The 17,201-nt window shown below is 40.9% G+C and carries 9 protein-coding genes; all 9 read right to left on the bottom strand.

All coding sequences use genetic code 11. The annotated features are described in order from the left end of the window. Window positions 1-215 precede the first annotated feature (215 nt). Entirely contained in the window at window positions 216-2,651 is a 2,436-nt protein-coding gene (locus Q3A68_RS02780) for an ABC transporter permease (RefSeq protein WP_302899497.1), read from the bottom strand. Between the two features lie 151 nt (window positions 2,652-2,802). Then, window positions 2,803-5,217: an ABC transporter permease gene (locus tag Q3A68_RS02775; protein WP_302899496.1), complete on the bottom strand. Its 2,415-nt coding sequence runs from the start codon at window positions 5,215-5,217 to the stop codon at window positions 2,803-2,805. 214 nt (window positions 5,218-5,431) lie between these two features. Beyond that, on the bottom strand, window positions 5,432-6,460 hold the full coding sequence (locus Q3A68_RS02770; protein ID WP_302899495.1) for a DUF4097 family beta strand repeat-containing protein: 1,029 nt from the start codon (window positions 6,458-6,460) through the stop codon (window positions 5,432-5,434). A 35-nt stretch (window positions 6,461-6,495) separates the two neighbouring features. Continuing rightward, window positions 6,496-7,527 carry a DUF4097 family beta strand repeat-containing protein gene (locus Q3A68_RS02765; RefSeq protein WP_302899493.1) on the bottom strand — a complete coding sequence of 344 codons (1,032 nt, stop codon included), beginning with the start codon at window positions 7,525-7,527 and terminating at the stop codon, window positions 6,496-6,498. A 120-nt stretch (window positions 7,528-7,647) separates the two neighbouring features. Then, a complete protein-coding gene (locus tag Q3A68_RS02760) occupies window positions 7,648-10,104 on the bottom strand; it encodes an ABC transporter permease (RefSeq protein ID WP_302899492.1) in 2,457 nt (818 codons plus the stop codon). A 55-nt stretch (window positions 10,105-10,159) separates the two neighbouring features. Beyond that, window positions 10,160-12,538 (bottom strand): ABC transporter permease, encoded by a 2,379-nt coding sequence (locus Q3A68_RS02755; RefSeq protein WP_302899491.1) that lies wholly within the window; start codon window positions 12,536-12,538, stop codon window positions 10,160-10,162. A 75-nt stretch (window positions 12,539-12,613) separates the two neighbouring features. Continuing rightward, window positions 12,614-14,986 carry an ABC transporter permease gene (locus Q3A68_RS02750; RefSeq protein ID WP_302899490.1) on the bottom strand — a complete coding sequence of 791 codons (2,373 nt, stop codon included), beginning with the start codon at window positions 14,984-14,986 and terminating at the stop codon, window positions 12,614-12,616. A 122-nt stretch (window positions 14,987-15,108) separates the two neighbouring features. After that, window positions 15,109-15,786 carry an ABC transporter ATP-binding protein gene (locus tag Q3A68_RS02745; RefSeq protein ID WP_302899489.1) on the bottom strand — a complete coding sequence of 226 codons (678 nt, stop codon included), beginning with the start codon at window positions 15,784-15,786 and terminating at the stop codon, window positions 15,109-15,111. 62 nt (window positions 15,787-15,848) lie between these two features. Continuing rightward, on the bottom strand, window positions 15,849-17,108 hold the full coding sequence (locus Q3A68_RS02740; protein WP_302899488.1) for an efflux RND transporter periplasmic adaptor subunit: 1,260 nt from the start codon (window positions 17,106-17,108) through the stop codon (window positions 15,849-15,851). Window positions 17,109-17,201 lie beyond the last annotated feature (93 nt).

Here is a 17,201-nt window from a genome sequence, read left to right as displayed (position 1 = left end):
TACCGGTTAGGCATAATCAGCACAAAAACTTATACCAATAAGACAAGCAATTGATTATTAATATATTAAAATAAAACACCATCTACCCAATGTACGCATGCGGACAACATGTGTACGGTTATGATACAGTGCTTTTCAGTTAATCGGTGACTAGTTAACCAGCGATCAGGACTACTCATACCGTCCAACTGGTTAACCGGTAACTGGTTAACCGATCACTCCGATCGCAAACTCTTCACCGGATTTACATTAGCGGCCTTAACAGTTTGCATGCCTATTGTAGCGAATGCAATGATAAACGCTGTAATTCCAGCTCCGAGGAACACCCACCAGCTTAATTCAATTCTCGATGCAAAATCCAGTAACCATTTATGCATAAGGAGCCAAGAGACAGGTAAGGCAACTATAGCGGATATTATCACCAGTTTCATGAAACTCCTGGATAACTCTACCACAATTTGAGATACACTGGCGCCTAATACTTTGCGGACTCCAATTTCCTTGATACGCTGTGATATAGTAAATGCAGATAAACCAAATAACCCCAAACAAGCAATGAAAATTGCCAGACAGGAGAATATGGTAAACAGTTTACTTTCCTGCTGTTCAGCATCGTATAATTTCTGGAAACGGTCATCTAAAAAAGTATAATCGAAAGGTACATTCGGTACATATTGGTGCCATGTTTCTTTGATGGTATTGATAGCAGATTGAACGTTATTCCCATTCAATTTTATAGATATGCTATTATAATAACCGCTCGATGGTGCTGGCAGGAAAAACAGCATTGGAATGATTGGCTGATGCAATGACTCGAAATGAAAGTCATGAACCACCCCGATCACTTTTCCTTTGGTATTACCATAGGTTAAATCTTTTCCGATGGCATTTTGAGCAGTTTTCCAACCCAATTGCTGTACGGCAGTTTCATTAATGACGTAGTTGGCGGTGTCAGTCAAATATTCTTTCGAGAAATTCCTACCCGCTGCCATTCTCATGCCGTAAGTGTCCATGAAGCCAAAATCGGTAGTAATATATTTTAACTCAATATTGGTAGGTACGCTCTTTCCTCCTTCAATTACTTGAGCCCCCTGATCGTCCAGCAAACGTCCGGAAGGTATACGCGATGAGCGCCCCACCGCTAGAATTGCAGGGTTTTTAAGCAATTCTTGTTTGAACGATTCAAACTGTTTGGTCAACGTGCCCGTATAGCCAGTAACAAGTATGTGATCTTTATTAAAGCCTAGCGATTTATTCTCTATATAACTTAATTGTTGAAATACCACTGTGGTTGCCACAATCAAAACGATAGAAACCGAGAATTGTACCACAACCAGCACCTTTCTGAAAGAAATATTTCCCGAACCTACCTTCAATACACCTTTCAGTACGTACACCGGCTTGAATGAAGACATAAAAACAGCAGGATACAAACCGCTGAGCAAACCTATAAAGAACGGCAGACATAGAATACCTATTAAAATATTCCACCTGAATAAACTACTAAAAGTAAGATTTAAATGTGCTAATTGATTGATATACGGCACCAGCAACCAGGAGAATACGGTAGCCAGGATTAGCGCTACCCAGGTAACAAGGATCGATTCGCCGAGAAACTGCCTGATAATTTCTTTTCGCTGAGCACCAATCACCTTACGCACGCCAATTTCTTTAGCGCGTAATGCCGAACGGGCGGTGGAAAGATTCATATAGTTGATGCAAGCAATCAACAGAATAAACAACGCTATAATAGAGAAAATGTACACTCTAGTCATACTTCCCGCTGGTTCTATCTCGTCATCCAAATGCGACATCAGATGTATATCAGTAAGCTTTTCCATGGTAAGCTTTGTAGTCTGAGAGGTTTTGATATTGGGGGGCGTTCCGGGCATGTGGACATATTTATCCAAAAAGTTATTTAGTTGCCCACTGATCATTTTAGCATTGTAATTCTTTGGTAAAAGCAGGTAGGTATAAAATGAATTATTCCCATAGTTGGTTTCCAGTTGCTTTTCACCATAAATAATCGAATCTTTCAAAGTATTGAAAGAGAGCAACATATTTGGATGCATGTGCGAATTTGATGGCAACGGCTCAAAAACACCGGTAACCTTAAACTCATGTTTGGTGTTATCCAAAATAACAGTCTTGTTGATAGGATCTTCATTGCCAAAATATTTTCTGGCAATTTCGGGAGTTATCATTACGCTATAAGGATCATCTAATGCGGTCTTCTTGTCCCCTTCTGTTACATTGACGCTGAAAACGTTAAAGAAGTTTTCATCAGCAAAAAAGCCATTTTTTTCATTAAACAATTTATCCTTATATCTGAATACCGTGGTGCCATTAGGTAATACCCTGGTCACCTTTTCGATGTCAGGGAAGGCCACCTTAAGCAACGGACCAAATGGCGGTGCCACAGCACTTAGGTGCAAATTCTCAGAACCATCTCTTGAGTAAAAAATACGGGTAACGCGATATGTACGATCGGAATTTTCATTATATCGGTCATAACTCAACTCATTCAAAATATAAATAAGTATCAACAAACAGCATGTGATGCCGATGGTTAATCCGGAAATATTAATAAACGAGATAAACTTGTGCCTCGCAATATTGCGCCACGCGCTTCTCAGGTAGTTCTTTATCATAATCTTAAAAATTAATGAACCGGTTTCAATTAATTATAAGACATCACGGAAAAGAAAAACGTTACGGGATTTTGATAAATTCTAAAATCTAAATCCTAAACTCTGTTTGAAAGGCTCTAAACCCTAAATTCTAATGACCAATGACAAAAAATCACTCACTTTTCAAGCTTTTGACAGGATTGGCCAGAGCCGCTTTAACTGATTGAAAACTTATCGTGATTAAAGCGATCAATAGCGCAATGCATCCGGCCAGTATAAACACCCACCATTGAATATCTATACGGTAGGCAAAATCCTGCAACCATTTATTCATTGCAAACCAGGTGATTGGGAATGAAATGATGATAGCAATCAGCACCAATTTCAAAAATTCGGTCGAAAGCATCGCCGTAATATTACTGGACGACGCGCCCAACACCTTACGTATGCCAATTTCTTTTACACGCAATTTGATCATGAAGGCAGCCAAGCCAAATAATCCAAGACTTGCAATAATCACTGCAATCACTGCAAATGAGGTGAATATATGACCGGTACGTTGTTCCGCAGAATACAGGGACGCAAATTGCTCATCAACGAAATAATAGCTAAAAGGTCCGCTTGCTTTATACTCGCCCCATTGTTTTTTGATATCGTCAATCAAACCATTTACCTCTGGTGCTTTTATTTTCAGAATGGTTGAACCATGCCTATGCGTGGCTAGCAACATCAACGGAGCTACTTTTTGCCTGGCCGAGGTATAGTTAAAATCCTTTACTACACCTACAACAGTAAAGGCCCTCCTTCCCGAACGCACAATTGTTTTACCTATCGGATCGGTTTTACTCCACCCTAATTCATTAACCGCCGCTTCATTGATTACCACCGCTGAAGAATCCGCCGGAAAATCAGGCGACACTCCTCGTCCACTTGCCAGTTTAATGCCAAAGGTCGACAAGTAACTGCCATCAATGCGGTAAATATTGCAATGGATCTCATTCTTGGTTTCGTTGGCGGCTTTTTCCTGAGGATATATTTCCGTGCCGCTCATATGTCCGTTTCCTGGAATATCGGTCGCAACGGTAGCATTTACTACCCTGCTGTCGCGCATTAGCTGATCTTTGAAGGCATATTCATTATTACCCAACAGGTAAGTGTCATTAAGAACCAATAGCTGATCTTTATCATAGCCCAACTTTTTATTCTGCATATAATGCAATTGTTGGTATACAATAAATGTGGCAATGATCAGAGCGGTTGAAATGGTGAACTGAAATACTACTAAACCGCTTTGAATAAAATTCTTTTTAGCAGGTTCGTTGCCTGTGGTTCCTTTTAAAACACTGATGATTTGGAATGATGACAGAAAAAATGCCGGATATAAGCCAGCCAGTATACCCACGAGCAAGGTTAAACAGACCCCAATAGCTAAAGATTTAAAGCTAAGGAAAAACCAGATCGAGATATGCTTTCCGGCCAAATCATTAAAGTATGGCAGCAATACCCAAACTATTCCCAATGCCAGTATCATTGCCAAAAGCGTAAGCATTATTGACTCAACAAGGAACTGGGTTACCAGCCACTCTTTCAGCGAACCCATTACTTTACGTATACCCACCTCTTTTGAGCGTTTGGATGAGCTTGCTGTTGATAAGTTGGTAAAATTGATGCAAGCCAATAACAGGATAAATACAGCTAAGGCCCCAAAAATGTATACATAGCTCATATCACCGTTAGGTTCCATATCAAATTTGGTAGACGAATGCAGGTGAATGTCTGTAATGGGCAGCAGGTAAAACTTAAAGGTATTTACTGCCTTTTGAGCCTCCGCCAGGCTAACACCCATATCGTGCTGTATCTCCGGAACTACGTACTTTGCCACCAACTGAGGAAATTGTGATTCTAACTTTTTAGGATCAGCATTTTTATCCAGCAACAAATAAGTATAATAGCCTACATTACTCCATGTCTGCTGAGGGTCGGGAAATGTTTTACTACTAATGAATGCGTCATAATGGAAATGAGAATTATCAGGAACCTTGTCGATTACGCCGGTAACTTTCACTAAATCATTACCAACCTTTAACATTTTGCCTACAGGCGCTTCTGCTCCAAAGTATTTCGTTGCAAAAGCATTAGTAATAACTATACTTTTGGGCTCGGTTAAGGCAGTTTTTTCATCACCCTGTATTAAGGGGATAGAAAACAACCGCAGAAAGTTTGAATCAACCAGCACCATCTTTTCTTCCTTAAATTGTCTGTTATTGTAAGTAACAAATGCAGGCCCCCTGTTTGTAAGGCGTGTAACATCTAATACCTGCGGATAGGTTCGTTTCATTCCTGGCCCTACTGCAACATCTACCATCGGGAAGTCGGTAACACTTCCATTGCCCAGGGTTGTTATCCCAACTCGGTAAAGCTGTTCTGAGTTGACGGAATAGGTATCATAGGTTAGTTCCGTATACAGGTAAGCTGCAATAAACATACAGCATGCCAGCCCTACTGCTAACCCAAATACATTGATAAAGGAGAATACCTTATTCTTTGCGAGGTTTCTCCAGGCGGTTTTGATATAATTCCTGATCATGACGTTCTTTTTTGATTTTGGCATTCAATTGTGTGCCAAATTTTCAAATTGCTAACTATCAATTAATTACGAAAGTGCCCCATGTACGAAACTATTCGTATATAGAACACTTTATGTTCGGTTTTGAACATATTCAAAAAAAAGCCCTGGGTCAAAATATATTAAAATACCGACTCGGGGCCTTCTACCTATGACTAAAATCAGCCAACCGATATCAATTCATCGTCAATGTAACACGGCCGCCGCCGTTAACATCAATAGGCACACCGCCGCCATTCAGCTTACCTTCTATTCTGTCTTTATCTTTTGTGCCGTCAAAATTCCCTGAAAAATCAGCTGTTACGCGGTTACCGTGAACATTCAGGTTCATTCCTGATTTTGGCAAACGCAGGTTAACATGACCACTGCTTGCGTCGATTTTAACAAATTTGCCAAGCTGGCTTAATTCAGCATTAATACTGCCACCCGATGTATAGGTATCAAGGCTGCAAGCCAACCCACTTAAGTTAACACTGCCACCTGAGGTACCGGTACGCAAATCGCCCTTTATATTATTAGCTTGAATGCTGCCTCCACTTGTAGTAGCATCAATTTTACCATCCAGATCACTCAAGTGTAATGAACCGCCTGATGTTTCGAGTTTGATGGTTCCTTTGCAGTTATCGGCGTGTACACTGCCCCCGCTGGTTTGTAAATCGATATTATCACTTGAATTGGAAACAGTAATGCTGCCGCCTGAAGTACGGCCGTGGATGTTACCGGTTAAGCGCTCGACGTGCAAGCTACCACCACTGGTGCCAAATTTTTCGTCACCGCTCAGGTTATCCAAATGAATGCTTCCGCCGCTGGTTTCCAGATTGGTAGATACATTTTTTGAAACATATACTTTAAATGCAATACTCAGTGATTTTCTCCAGTCCCAATCATGCTCATGTTTATTTTTTGCTGAAGCACGCAACTCGTCGCCGTTTACAGAAATATTCAGGTCATAATCTTCATCCAGACGTTTTTTGATCTCTTCATTTGACGGGGTGAACCCATTATTTGCAGTGACATAAACTTCGATACGTGGTTTTTCATCCGGAGAACCGCTTACAGTAATACTACCACCTGAAGTAGTTACGGAAACGTGTTTTATTGCATCGCCTGAAAGCGATTTGGTGAGGTACGGGGTCTTTTTCTCCTGTGATAATGCTACAACACTTTGGCAGGCAAGAAAAAATAGTATGATACGGGTTTTCATTGTTGTATTGTTTATAGTTTGATTAAGTTGATTGATTAGTTGAATTTAACATTCACGCTTCCGCTGCTGGCGCTGGCGCTTACTCCGGCGCCACCGCCGTTTACAGAACCCCTCACATGATCATCATTCCACTCGCCGTGAAATCCTTCAAAATGATGTTGATTAACATGATCTCCACGAAGATCAAGATCAAGGCCTTGTTTTGTAGGCAATTCAATATCCACATTACCTGCACTTGATCTTAACTTTGCATATTTACCTACGTGTAGTAACTGTGCATATAAGCTACCAGCGCTGGTTGAAGCATCAACACTGCCATTCAGTCTCTTTAAAGAAATACCGCCGCCTGATGTGCTGGTAATCAGCTCACCTTCGATATTATCACCATCAACACCGCCGCCACTGGTATGGGCAGTAATCTGCCCCTTTAAATTATCAAGACGTATACCACCGCCTGAAGTATTCAATCTGATATTGCCACTGCAATTCTTTGCGTCAATACCACCACCGCTGGTTTGCAGGTCAAGTTCTTCGTTTGAGTTAAACACTTCGATACCACCACCTGAAGTGCGGCCATGGATCACTCCTGTTAAATGATCGATATGCAAACCACCGCCGCTTGTCGTAAATGTTTCATTTCCCTTTAAATGATCCAGGCTAATGCCTCCCCCACTGGTTTTCAGGTCGGTAGCGCAGTTTTCAGGAACAAAAATTTTGAACGAAATGCTGAGCTGATGTCTCCAGTTTGAGAAGTTGTGCTTGCTTTTTGCAATAGCGGTTAATTCGTGACCGCTAACCGATACGCTCAGATCGTAATCATTATCCAGGCGTTTCTTAATTTCTTCTTTGCTGAGGTGTTCGTTATTGTTGCCTCTCACATAAACCTCCACACGAGGCTGCTGACCGCTTGCACCGCTTACTTCGATACCGCCTGCAGATGTATTTACAGACACATTATTAATGCCGTCGCTGGCCAGTGATTTAGTCATGTAAGGAGTCTTGTCGTCCTGAGCAAATACCATTGTACTTTGCAGCGCGACAACTAATAAGGTTAAATAAGTTTTCATAATCTCCGATTTATTTTATAACCATTAGACTAACTTTTAAATGGATACGTTGCATGAGATCAGAAAAATTACCAGAAATTCTAACTCAAATCAATAATTAACCTTCCACGGGTTAACTGATCACTCAGAGCGCAAGCTCTTCACCGGATTAGCGGCCGCCGCTTTTATAGACTGAAAGCTGATTGTAGCCAATGCGATAACAACTGCAAGGGCACCAGCCAGGCCAAATATCCACCAGCTGATATTGATGTGATAGGCAAAATCCTGCAGCCACTTGTGCAGAACATACCATGCAATAGGTACTGCTATTAGAATGGCGACAATTACCAGTTTGATAAAATCCTTCGACAATAGAAATACGATATTGGCAATAGAAGCACCTAAAACCTTGCGTACACCAATTTCTTTAGTGCGTTGAAGCGTAGCAAATAACGAAAGCCCTAATAGACCCAAACACGCGATCAGGATAGCAAAACCACCGAATATTCCGAAAGCTTTACCAAATAACTCATCATTTTTATATTGCTCATTAAAACTCTCATCAAGGAAGTGGTAATCAAAAATATTCCCCGGAAAAAAACTACTGTATTTTGTTTTGACTGCTGCTATAGTCTGTTCGACATTCCGGGGTGTTATTTTTACAGATATTTGATTTTCAATATTTAATACGGGCTCCAATATTGTAGGTTCGATCGCATAGTGCAGAGATTTCTGATGGTAGTCGGCAACAACACCTACTATTTCCCACTGTTTGCCGCCATTAAAAATTGAACGCCCAATGGCAGCTTCCGGGGAGGCAAAACCAAGCGTTTTAATTGCATTATAATTTAATATCACATTATGTAATTTGTCAAAGCTGGGGTTATAGTCGGTAGAGACAAAGTTTCTGCCGGCAAGTAATTGCATATCGTATGTTTTCAAATAATCGCGGCTTATACCATCAAAACGCACAGTGTAATGAGTATTCGGATCGCCGGTGGCTGACCTGACATCAAAATTCCTTCCCATTTCATTTCCGGGGACCCAAAAAGAAGTAGCGGCATTTTTTAAGCCTGGTATTTGATCCAGCTCAGCTATAAAAGTGTTTGCTCTTGTAACAAAACTGGTGTCTGTTGGCACAAATATTGGCCCATTGATAACCATTACCTGATCGATATTCATGCCTAGTTTTTGCTGGTTCATATACTTTATTTGTTTATAAACCACAAACGAACCTGTAATCAGAATAACGGTAATTGCAAACTGTCCTATTACTAGTATTTTACGTAAAAGAGCACCTTTGCCTGTGCTACGGAATTTACCCTTTAAAACCAAAATTGGTTTGAATGCCGATAGCACAAAAGCAGGGTAAAAGCCGGATATAAAAATCCCAACTAATACAGTGACGATCAGTCCTATACTAATAACATATCCCCCCAGGCCTCTTTTAAACAGGTAGGCAATTGATAATTGATGCCTTACTAAATCATTAAAAATGCCTTGAGCCATGTAAACCATTATCAATCCTATGCACAATGCCATTAAATTGACCAGAAATGATTCCGCTAAGAATTGCCTGATTAGCTGGCTTTGTGTAGCCCCCGTTACCTTCCGTATCCCTACTTCTTTCGCCCTTTCCGCCGAACGGGCAGTTGATAGGTTAATGTAATTTACCCAGGCGATACCGATAATAAACAGAGCTATAATCAGCAAGCCCCAAACTACATTAGAACTCCCTGTATTTCCTATTTCATATTCGGTATCGGAATAGAGATGTGCTTTTAATAAAGGCTGAAGATAAAATTTCTCAACACTGCCGGATACTTTATTACCCTGAAAATGCCGTTGACTGAAGGCTCCCAGTTTTGCGTTGAAAGCATTATAATCCGTACCTGGTTTTAAAAGGATATAGTGCCAGAAATCAGAATCCTTAAAGTCATAATCAGCCTGCTTATAACCATAGCTGCGGATAACAGTCTGATAAGATACAAGCATATCGAACTTCAACAAGGAATTTTCAGGAACATCTTTAATGATTGCTGTAATTTTTGAATAGAAAGTATCTTTAGTAACCTTTATTAGCCGACCGATATAAGGATTAAAGTCATTCCCCTTCACGTCAAATATTTTACGTGCTGTCGTCTCAGATATTACCACCGTATTCGGCTCCATCAGTGCGTTCTTTGTGTCGCCCGCGCTTACAGGGAACGAAAACATCGAGAGAAAAGAGTTGTCGGTAAAAAAGGCGCTCTCTTTAGGTATTTTTTTATCTTTATAAATTATTACCTGTTGACCAAAGGGCAGTATTCTTGCATTATCCGCTACTTCAGGAAAGTCGGTTTTCAACGCTTTACCAACTGCCGAATAGGTTATTGTTCCATGTTGTATCAGTTTATTATTCTGATACCGGTCATTCACCACGCGATAAAGATTTGGTGCATTTTTGTTAAACTGATCATAGCTCAACTCAAAATTCACATACTGCAATATCAGCAGGCAAGCCCCCATGCCCAATGATAAACCCAGTATATTGATCAGCGAAAAAAACTTATTCTTCCAAAGATTCCGCCACGCGGTTTTAAGATAATTTCGTATCATGATGTTGAAATTCTAAGATCTAAATCCTAAACTCTAATGAACTAATGACAAAAAACTACTCCGTCCGCAAACTATTTACCGGGTTAGCTATGGCCGCTCTTATGGCTTGATAACTTACAGTAACGAGGGCGATAAATAATACCACCGCACCAGCAAGCACGAATATCCAGGCGTTAATATCAATCCGGTATGGGTAATTTTCCAGCCACTTATGCATGGCCCACCACGCCGCGGGAACTGCGATAATGGCGGCAATGGCCACTAGTTTTGCAAAATCGGTTGACAGTTTTCTCACAATTCCTTCGACACTGGCTCCCAACACTTTGCGGATACCGATCTCTTTCCTGCGACGTTCGGCTGATAAAGTCGCCAGGCCGAACAAACCAATACATGATATGAAAATGGTAAGCACAGCTCCAAACGTTACTATTTGTTTCCACTTTGCTTCTTTATCATATTGTTCCGCAACTTCGGCGTCTTTAAACTTATACTGATACGGGATGAATGGGAACAGGGCTTTAAATTCCTTTTGAATATGGTTTAATGATTCCGATTTATTTTTGTCACTGATTTTCACAAAGATATTTCCGAATGGATAATCCGGTTTCATGGTATACAATATCGCAGGAGTCTTTTCAGTAAGCGATAAAAAGTGGTAATTCTTCACAATTCCTACTACCGTGTATTTCTGCTTGTTATAAAAGAAATCAACAACCTGCCCTATCGGGTTCTTCCAGCCTGCCTGTTTCACAAACTCTTCATTCACCAATATTGACTTGGCGCTGTCAGATACCATAGCTTTAGAAAAATTGCGTCCTTTCACTATCGGTACCTTGAACAAAGGCAAATAATCTTCGTCAACATGCTTCATGTCGAACATTTGTTGTTGGTTGCCATTAATATGAGCCATGGTTCCCCAGCGGCCGCCCTGGTCTGCTGTGACACGGAGTATGGATGGGTCTTTTAATAATTCGCTTTTGAATAAGGGCAATTTTGTTTTATCTATCCCCCAAGCGGTTATCGATACAACATTCTTATCGTTGTAGCCCAAATCGAAGTTCATCAGGTAACTGAACTGGGAATAAATGGTAATGGTGGATATAATTAGGAATGTGGCTAGGGTGAATTGCAATATCACAAGTCCTTTTGATAAATAATTCTTGCCAACATATTGCGTGCGATTGTACAATGTTTGTACAGGATTGAACCCTGAAAGAACCAACGCCGGGTAAAAACCAGCCAATAAACCGGTTAACAGAAATATACCAATATAGCCCGCTACCAATTTAAAGCTGAGGAGATATGAGAAAGCCAATGCTTTATTGGCCAGGGTATTGAAGACAGGCAATGCCAGTTGAACCAAAACAATGGACAACACAAAAGCTATAAAGCTCAGTATGAATGACTCGCCAAGGAATTGCATGATGAGCTGCTTACGCTGACCGCCAATTACCTTACGGATGCCGATTTCTTTGGCTCTTTTGAGTGAACGGGCAACAGTAAGGTTCACGAAATTGATACAAGCAATAGCCAAAATAAACAAAGCAATACCTGAGAGAATATAAGAATACATTGGATTACTTTGATCAGATAAACCATTATCGGCCGGATAGTCTGTACTGGTATGCATTTCAAGTAAGGGCTGCAGACTGAACGTTCGCTTGTTCTTATCCCCATATTTATCTGCATTTCCTTTAATCTCACTTGCAGCATCGGTAAGAAATACCTTGTTTATCTTGGCATCCAGTTGTTTGATATTAGTGCCGGGCTTTATCACGAAGAAAGTGTTCTGAAAGAAGTTTAGCCACTGATTATCAATGTGATTTACTTTCTTCGGCAACAGCATTTTGATCTTGATCGATGAATTTTGCGGCGATTTCCTGGTCACAGCTGTCACTGTGAACGGCTGAAATTTATCATCTACTTTCAGTTCCAGCGTTTTTCCCACAGGGTTTTCTTTGCCAAAATATTTTTCGGCCACTTCTTCTGAGAGTACAATAGAATGGAGATCATCCAGGGCATGTTGTGGTTTGCCGTACACCATTGGAAAGGTAAAAACCGAAAAGAAATTACTATCAACGTGCAAGGCATCCTGATCGAACACCTCGTTACCCCGCTTTATAGTATAACTACCGCCCTGTATCCGCACAAAATCCAGTATCTCGGGCAATTGTCTTTTAAAGTTAGGACCCGGCATGTCACCGGTACTCGAAAACTTATGCACCTGGCCATCAGGGCTTTTATCATCAACTGCTAAGTGGTAAATATTGGATGCATTAACATTGAACCTGTCGTAACTCACCTCATCCATAGTATATAAGAAGATGAGCATACAGCAAGCAAGCCCCACACTGAGGCCTACAATGTTGATCAGCGAAAACCCTTTATTCCTCCAAAGGTTCCTGAATGCGGTTTTGAAGTAGTTTCTTATCATGATATTGAAAATCTAAATGCTATGCAAAAAACTCTAAAATCTAAATCCTGATGACTAATAACCAGCGACTAAAGATCACTCACTTCTCAAACTCCTCACTGGGTTAGCTAACGCCGCTTTAATAGTCTGGAAGCTGATTGTTATCAAAGCGATTATAATGGCCAATGCTCCTGCTACCAGGTACACCCACCATTGCATTTCGATATGATACCGATAGCCTTTCAGCCACAAACTCATTCTCCAGTAAGCAACCGGGAAAGCGATCAGGCAGGATAGTATTACCAGTTGTAAAAAATCTTTTGAAAGGAGTGATGTAACACTTGCTACACTTGCACCCAACACTTTGCGTATACCGATCTCTTTGGTGCGTCGCTCAGCCGTGTATGCGGCCAGACCAAACAATCCCAAACACGAAATCACAATAGCCAGCGCAGCAAATAGCCTTGACAATTTGCTTGCGAGCATCTCAGTGAGGAACATGCCATTGAACTGGTCATCAACGAAACGATATTGAAATGGAAAGGCAGGGTTATATCTTTTTAATATTCCCTGTATATTAGCAAGCGTTTTCTGAATATCTGCCTGCGGTTTAATACGCACATACATCACCGTATTATCCTCGGGTTTGGCGACCATAAACATTACTGGGTCAGGCTTGCCATACATGTCGCCATATACATAGTCATTTACCACACCTACAATTGTAGCCGTCGTAGTGTCGCCATTATAATGCATGGTTTTACCCAATGCACTCCCCTTACCCATCAATTTTTCTAACGATTTAGTAATGATCATATGAATCGGCCTTCCGGTATCCCGTACTACTAAATTCCGTCCTTCTAATATGCTTAAACCCGATGTGGCCATAAATTCAGGAGTCACATAACGTTGAGATATTAGTACCTCTGAACCTGGGGCCTTGCCTTCCCATGTCATCCCGCTGGTATTATTACCGCCATAAATAATGGAATGGTCAGCAAGCGCTGCATTCTCAACATCGCCGACTCTGAGCAATTCTTCTCTTATTGGGGTATAGTTTTTCGCCATTTGACCCTGCAGATCGATCTCCAGAAGATTGTTTTTGTTAAAGCCCAACTCCCTATTCTTTACATGCTGTATTTGTTGGTAGATAATTACCGTGCTGATAATGAGAATAATCGATGCAGAGAACTGCAGGATAACCAATCCTTTGCGAATGTATGCCGCACTACTGTCTTTCAATTTGATTCCCTTCAAAACCGAAACTGGCTTAAATGAAGACAAGTACAATGCAGGATAACTTCCTGCTACCAAACCACAAATGATTGCAATGCCCAATAATACGAGTATATGGTATGGCTTACCTAACCCAAGGCTAAGCTGTTTTTCAACCAAAAGATTAAAGCCGGGTAGTACTAATGTTAGCAGAATTAAACCGACGCAAGCGGCAACAAGGGCCATAAAAATAGCTTCTCCAATAAATTGGAAGATCAGTGAGTTTTTACCTGCACCTAAAACTTTTCGGACACCAACCTCACGCGCACGTTTTTCACTGCGGGCGGTAGCCAGGTTCATAAAATTGATACAAGCTATCAGCATAATGATCCAGGCTATAATGGTAAACAAGTGAACATACTCTATACGGCCACCACCTGTCATTTTACCATCTTTAAAGTCGTCGCGAAGCCGCCAGTCGTTCATACTGAACAAGAACAAATGACTAAGGGCCTTGGGCTCATGCCTTTGAATATAATTAAGTATTTGCCCCTTAACCGTAGCAATGCTTGCATTTGACTTTAGCTCCACATAGGTAGTAGTATTGTTGTTTCCCCAAGATTTTAACCAGGGGCTATTATCCAGATGAATCTGAAACGGCATGAGCCACTCAAACTGTAACGATGAGTTTGCAGGCAGATCCCTTATTACGCCAGAAATGACATATTCTTGTTTGTTATCAACCTTAATTGTTTTGCCAATAACGTTTGGCTCATTTCCGAAGAATTTTTTAGCGGCTCTCTCAGTAACTACCAATGAATGATATTGAGCAAAAGCCGAACGGGCATTCCCCTGTGTAAATGGCAAAGTAAACATGCTGAATATGGATGGATCAGCATATTTTCCTGAGGCATACACAGATTTATCGCCCTGTGAAAACAGAAATGTTTCCTGTCCTTCAGAGGTGCGACATGCGTTGGCAATCCCGGGCAAGGTCTCCTTCAATTCAGGTCCCATAATACCCGGTGTAGATGAATGCGTGAATATATACGCATCATATTTTTGGTTTTCCTTTACCAGGTATAACCTATCCTTTTTTACATTGACAGAATCGTAATTCACCTCATCTTCAACCCATAAAAAGATCAAAGCGGCACATACGATACCGATGGATAAGCCGAAGATGTTCAGGAAGCTGTAAGCCTTATTTTTGGTGAGGCTTCGGAAAGCAGTTTTGATGTAGTTCTTTATCATATCCGAAAAAATTTTAGACAAAAAACTCTCGATCTAACTCCTTCCTGCTTTGGGAAGGAGTTAGGGAGACACACACATTAATCAACTGATTATTAAAAACTAATTCAGTTCGGGGATGATCCTTAGATCATTATATTTTCCATCACAGTCTGACCGTCGAGCAGACGAATAATGCGGTGACTGTAACGGGCGTCATGTTCAGAGTGAGTTACCATGATGATGGTAGTACCTTGTTCGTTCAGGTCAGTTAACAGTTCCATTACGTCGTTACCGTTGCTGCTGTCCAGGTTACCGGTGGGCTCATCCGCAAGTATCAATTTTGGTTTATTTACAACGGCACGGGCAATAGCCACACGTTGCTGCTGACCACCCGATAACTGCTGCGGATAGTGATTGCGGCGGTGCATGATCTGCATTTTATCCAGCACCTCTTCTACCCTTTTAACACGCTCGGAACTTGGAACACCGGTGTAGATCAATGGCAGTTCGACGTTTTCAAATACTGTCAGCTCGTCGATCAGGTTAAAGCTCTGGAACACGAAGCCAATGTTGTGTTTGCGCAGGTCCGCACGTTTACGTTCGTTAAAATGTGCTACTTCTACGCCATTGAAAACATAGCTTCCGCCATCAGGATCGTCAAGCATACCCAAAATGTTCAGTAACGTGGATTTACCGCAACCAGACGGGCCCATGATTGCTACAAATTCTCCCGTGTTCACGTGAATGGACAATTTGTTTAATGCGATCGTCTCCACTTCTTCGGTGCGATAAAATTTTTCTAAGTCTGTAATCTTTATCATTTGTGCCTCCTAAACCTTTTATGTAATAAGGTTTGATTTTATTTAGTTAATAATCAGGTTTTCTATTTTGTTAATACTAATTCTTGTATATCGCCGTAGGTTTCATAGCTCGAAGTGATTACTTTGTCGCCTGGCTTCAAACCTCTCGTTACTTCGAAATAATCCGGATTTTGCCTATTTAGCTGAATGTCAACCTTGTAAGCTGTTTTACCATCGTCGCTCACTTTAAATATCCAGTTACCACCGGTTTGCTGGAAGAAGCCGCCTTTAGGTAACAATATTGCAGGCGCCTCGTCGCTGAATGCCAAACGGATCTGCAAAGTCTGACCCTTTCTTAATCCGGAAGGGGCATCGCCAACAAACATCATGTCAACCTGGAAGGTACCCCCGGTACCAACTGCCGTGAAGACTTTTTTGACAATCAGTTTATAAGTTTTATCATCGGTCGGATAGTACGCAGTAAGCCCCGGTATCACTCTTGATAAATAGTGTTCATCTACAAGAGCACGTACTTTTATACCCGAAAAACCGTCAATCTGCGCAAGGTGTTCACCTTTATTTTTATTCTGGCCAATTTCTGCGTCAAGGGATGTTAACTGACCATCTATAGGGGCCCTCACAGTGAGGTCGGCAACTTCTTTACGCATCAGTTCCAGACTTTTCTTCATCTGAACGTATTGTTCTTCCGCCTGTAGATTTTGAACTTTATTCAGCGCGGTATCCTGTTTCAAAATTTCTCTTGTCAGGTTCCTTTTACGTAACTGGTAATTGTATGTATTTTCGGCAATCTTGTATTCCTGCAAACCAATTGCTTTTTGATCATATAACTTTTTATCAAGATTATAAACCCGTTCTGCTTCTTTAAATGCACTTTCAGCATCAGCCATCGTCTGCAACTTATTGACTGTATTTTGTGCTGCATTATTTTTAGATATCTGCATCTGGGTTTGAACATTATAAACACTGTTTTCAGAATTGGCCAGGCTTAGTTCTACATCTGTATTTGCCAATTTTAGTATAGGATCACCCTTTTTCAATTTGGCTCCATCTTCCACATATTTCTCCTGGACGGTACCACCCTGCACAGCATCAAGATAAATTGTTATTTGAGGTAACACGGTACCATTTACAGGAATAAACTCCTGGAAAGGCCCCTTTTTTATTTCGCTGATAGTAATACGGTCAATAGATGCATTGTATTTGCTTTTGCCGGTGATACCTACGTAGGTAACCGATACTATCAAAGCAACCAACGCGGTTATACCCACAATAGTCAGTATTCGTTTTTTGTTCCAGGTACTTTTTTCAATTTTTCTGTCCACGGTATTAAATTATATTTTGGTTAATGGTTACAAAAACACATGCCACAAATTAAACAGCTGTTTTTCAGTATTTTAATATTAAAAACAAGAATT

Source organism: Mucilaginibacter tolerans, from assembly GCF_030519375.1.
GTDB lineage: Bacteria > Bacteroidota > Bacteroidia > Sphingobacteriales > Sphingobacteriaceae > Mucilaginibacter.
Note: the sequence above shows the minus strand (reverse complement) of the source record. Positions and strands in the feature narration are given on the sequence as shown.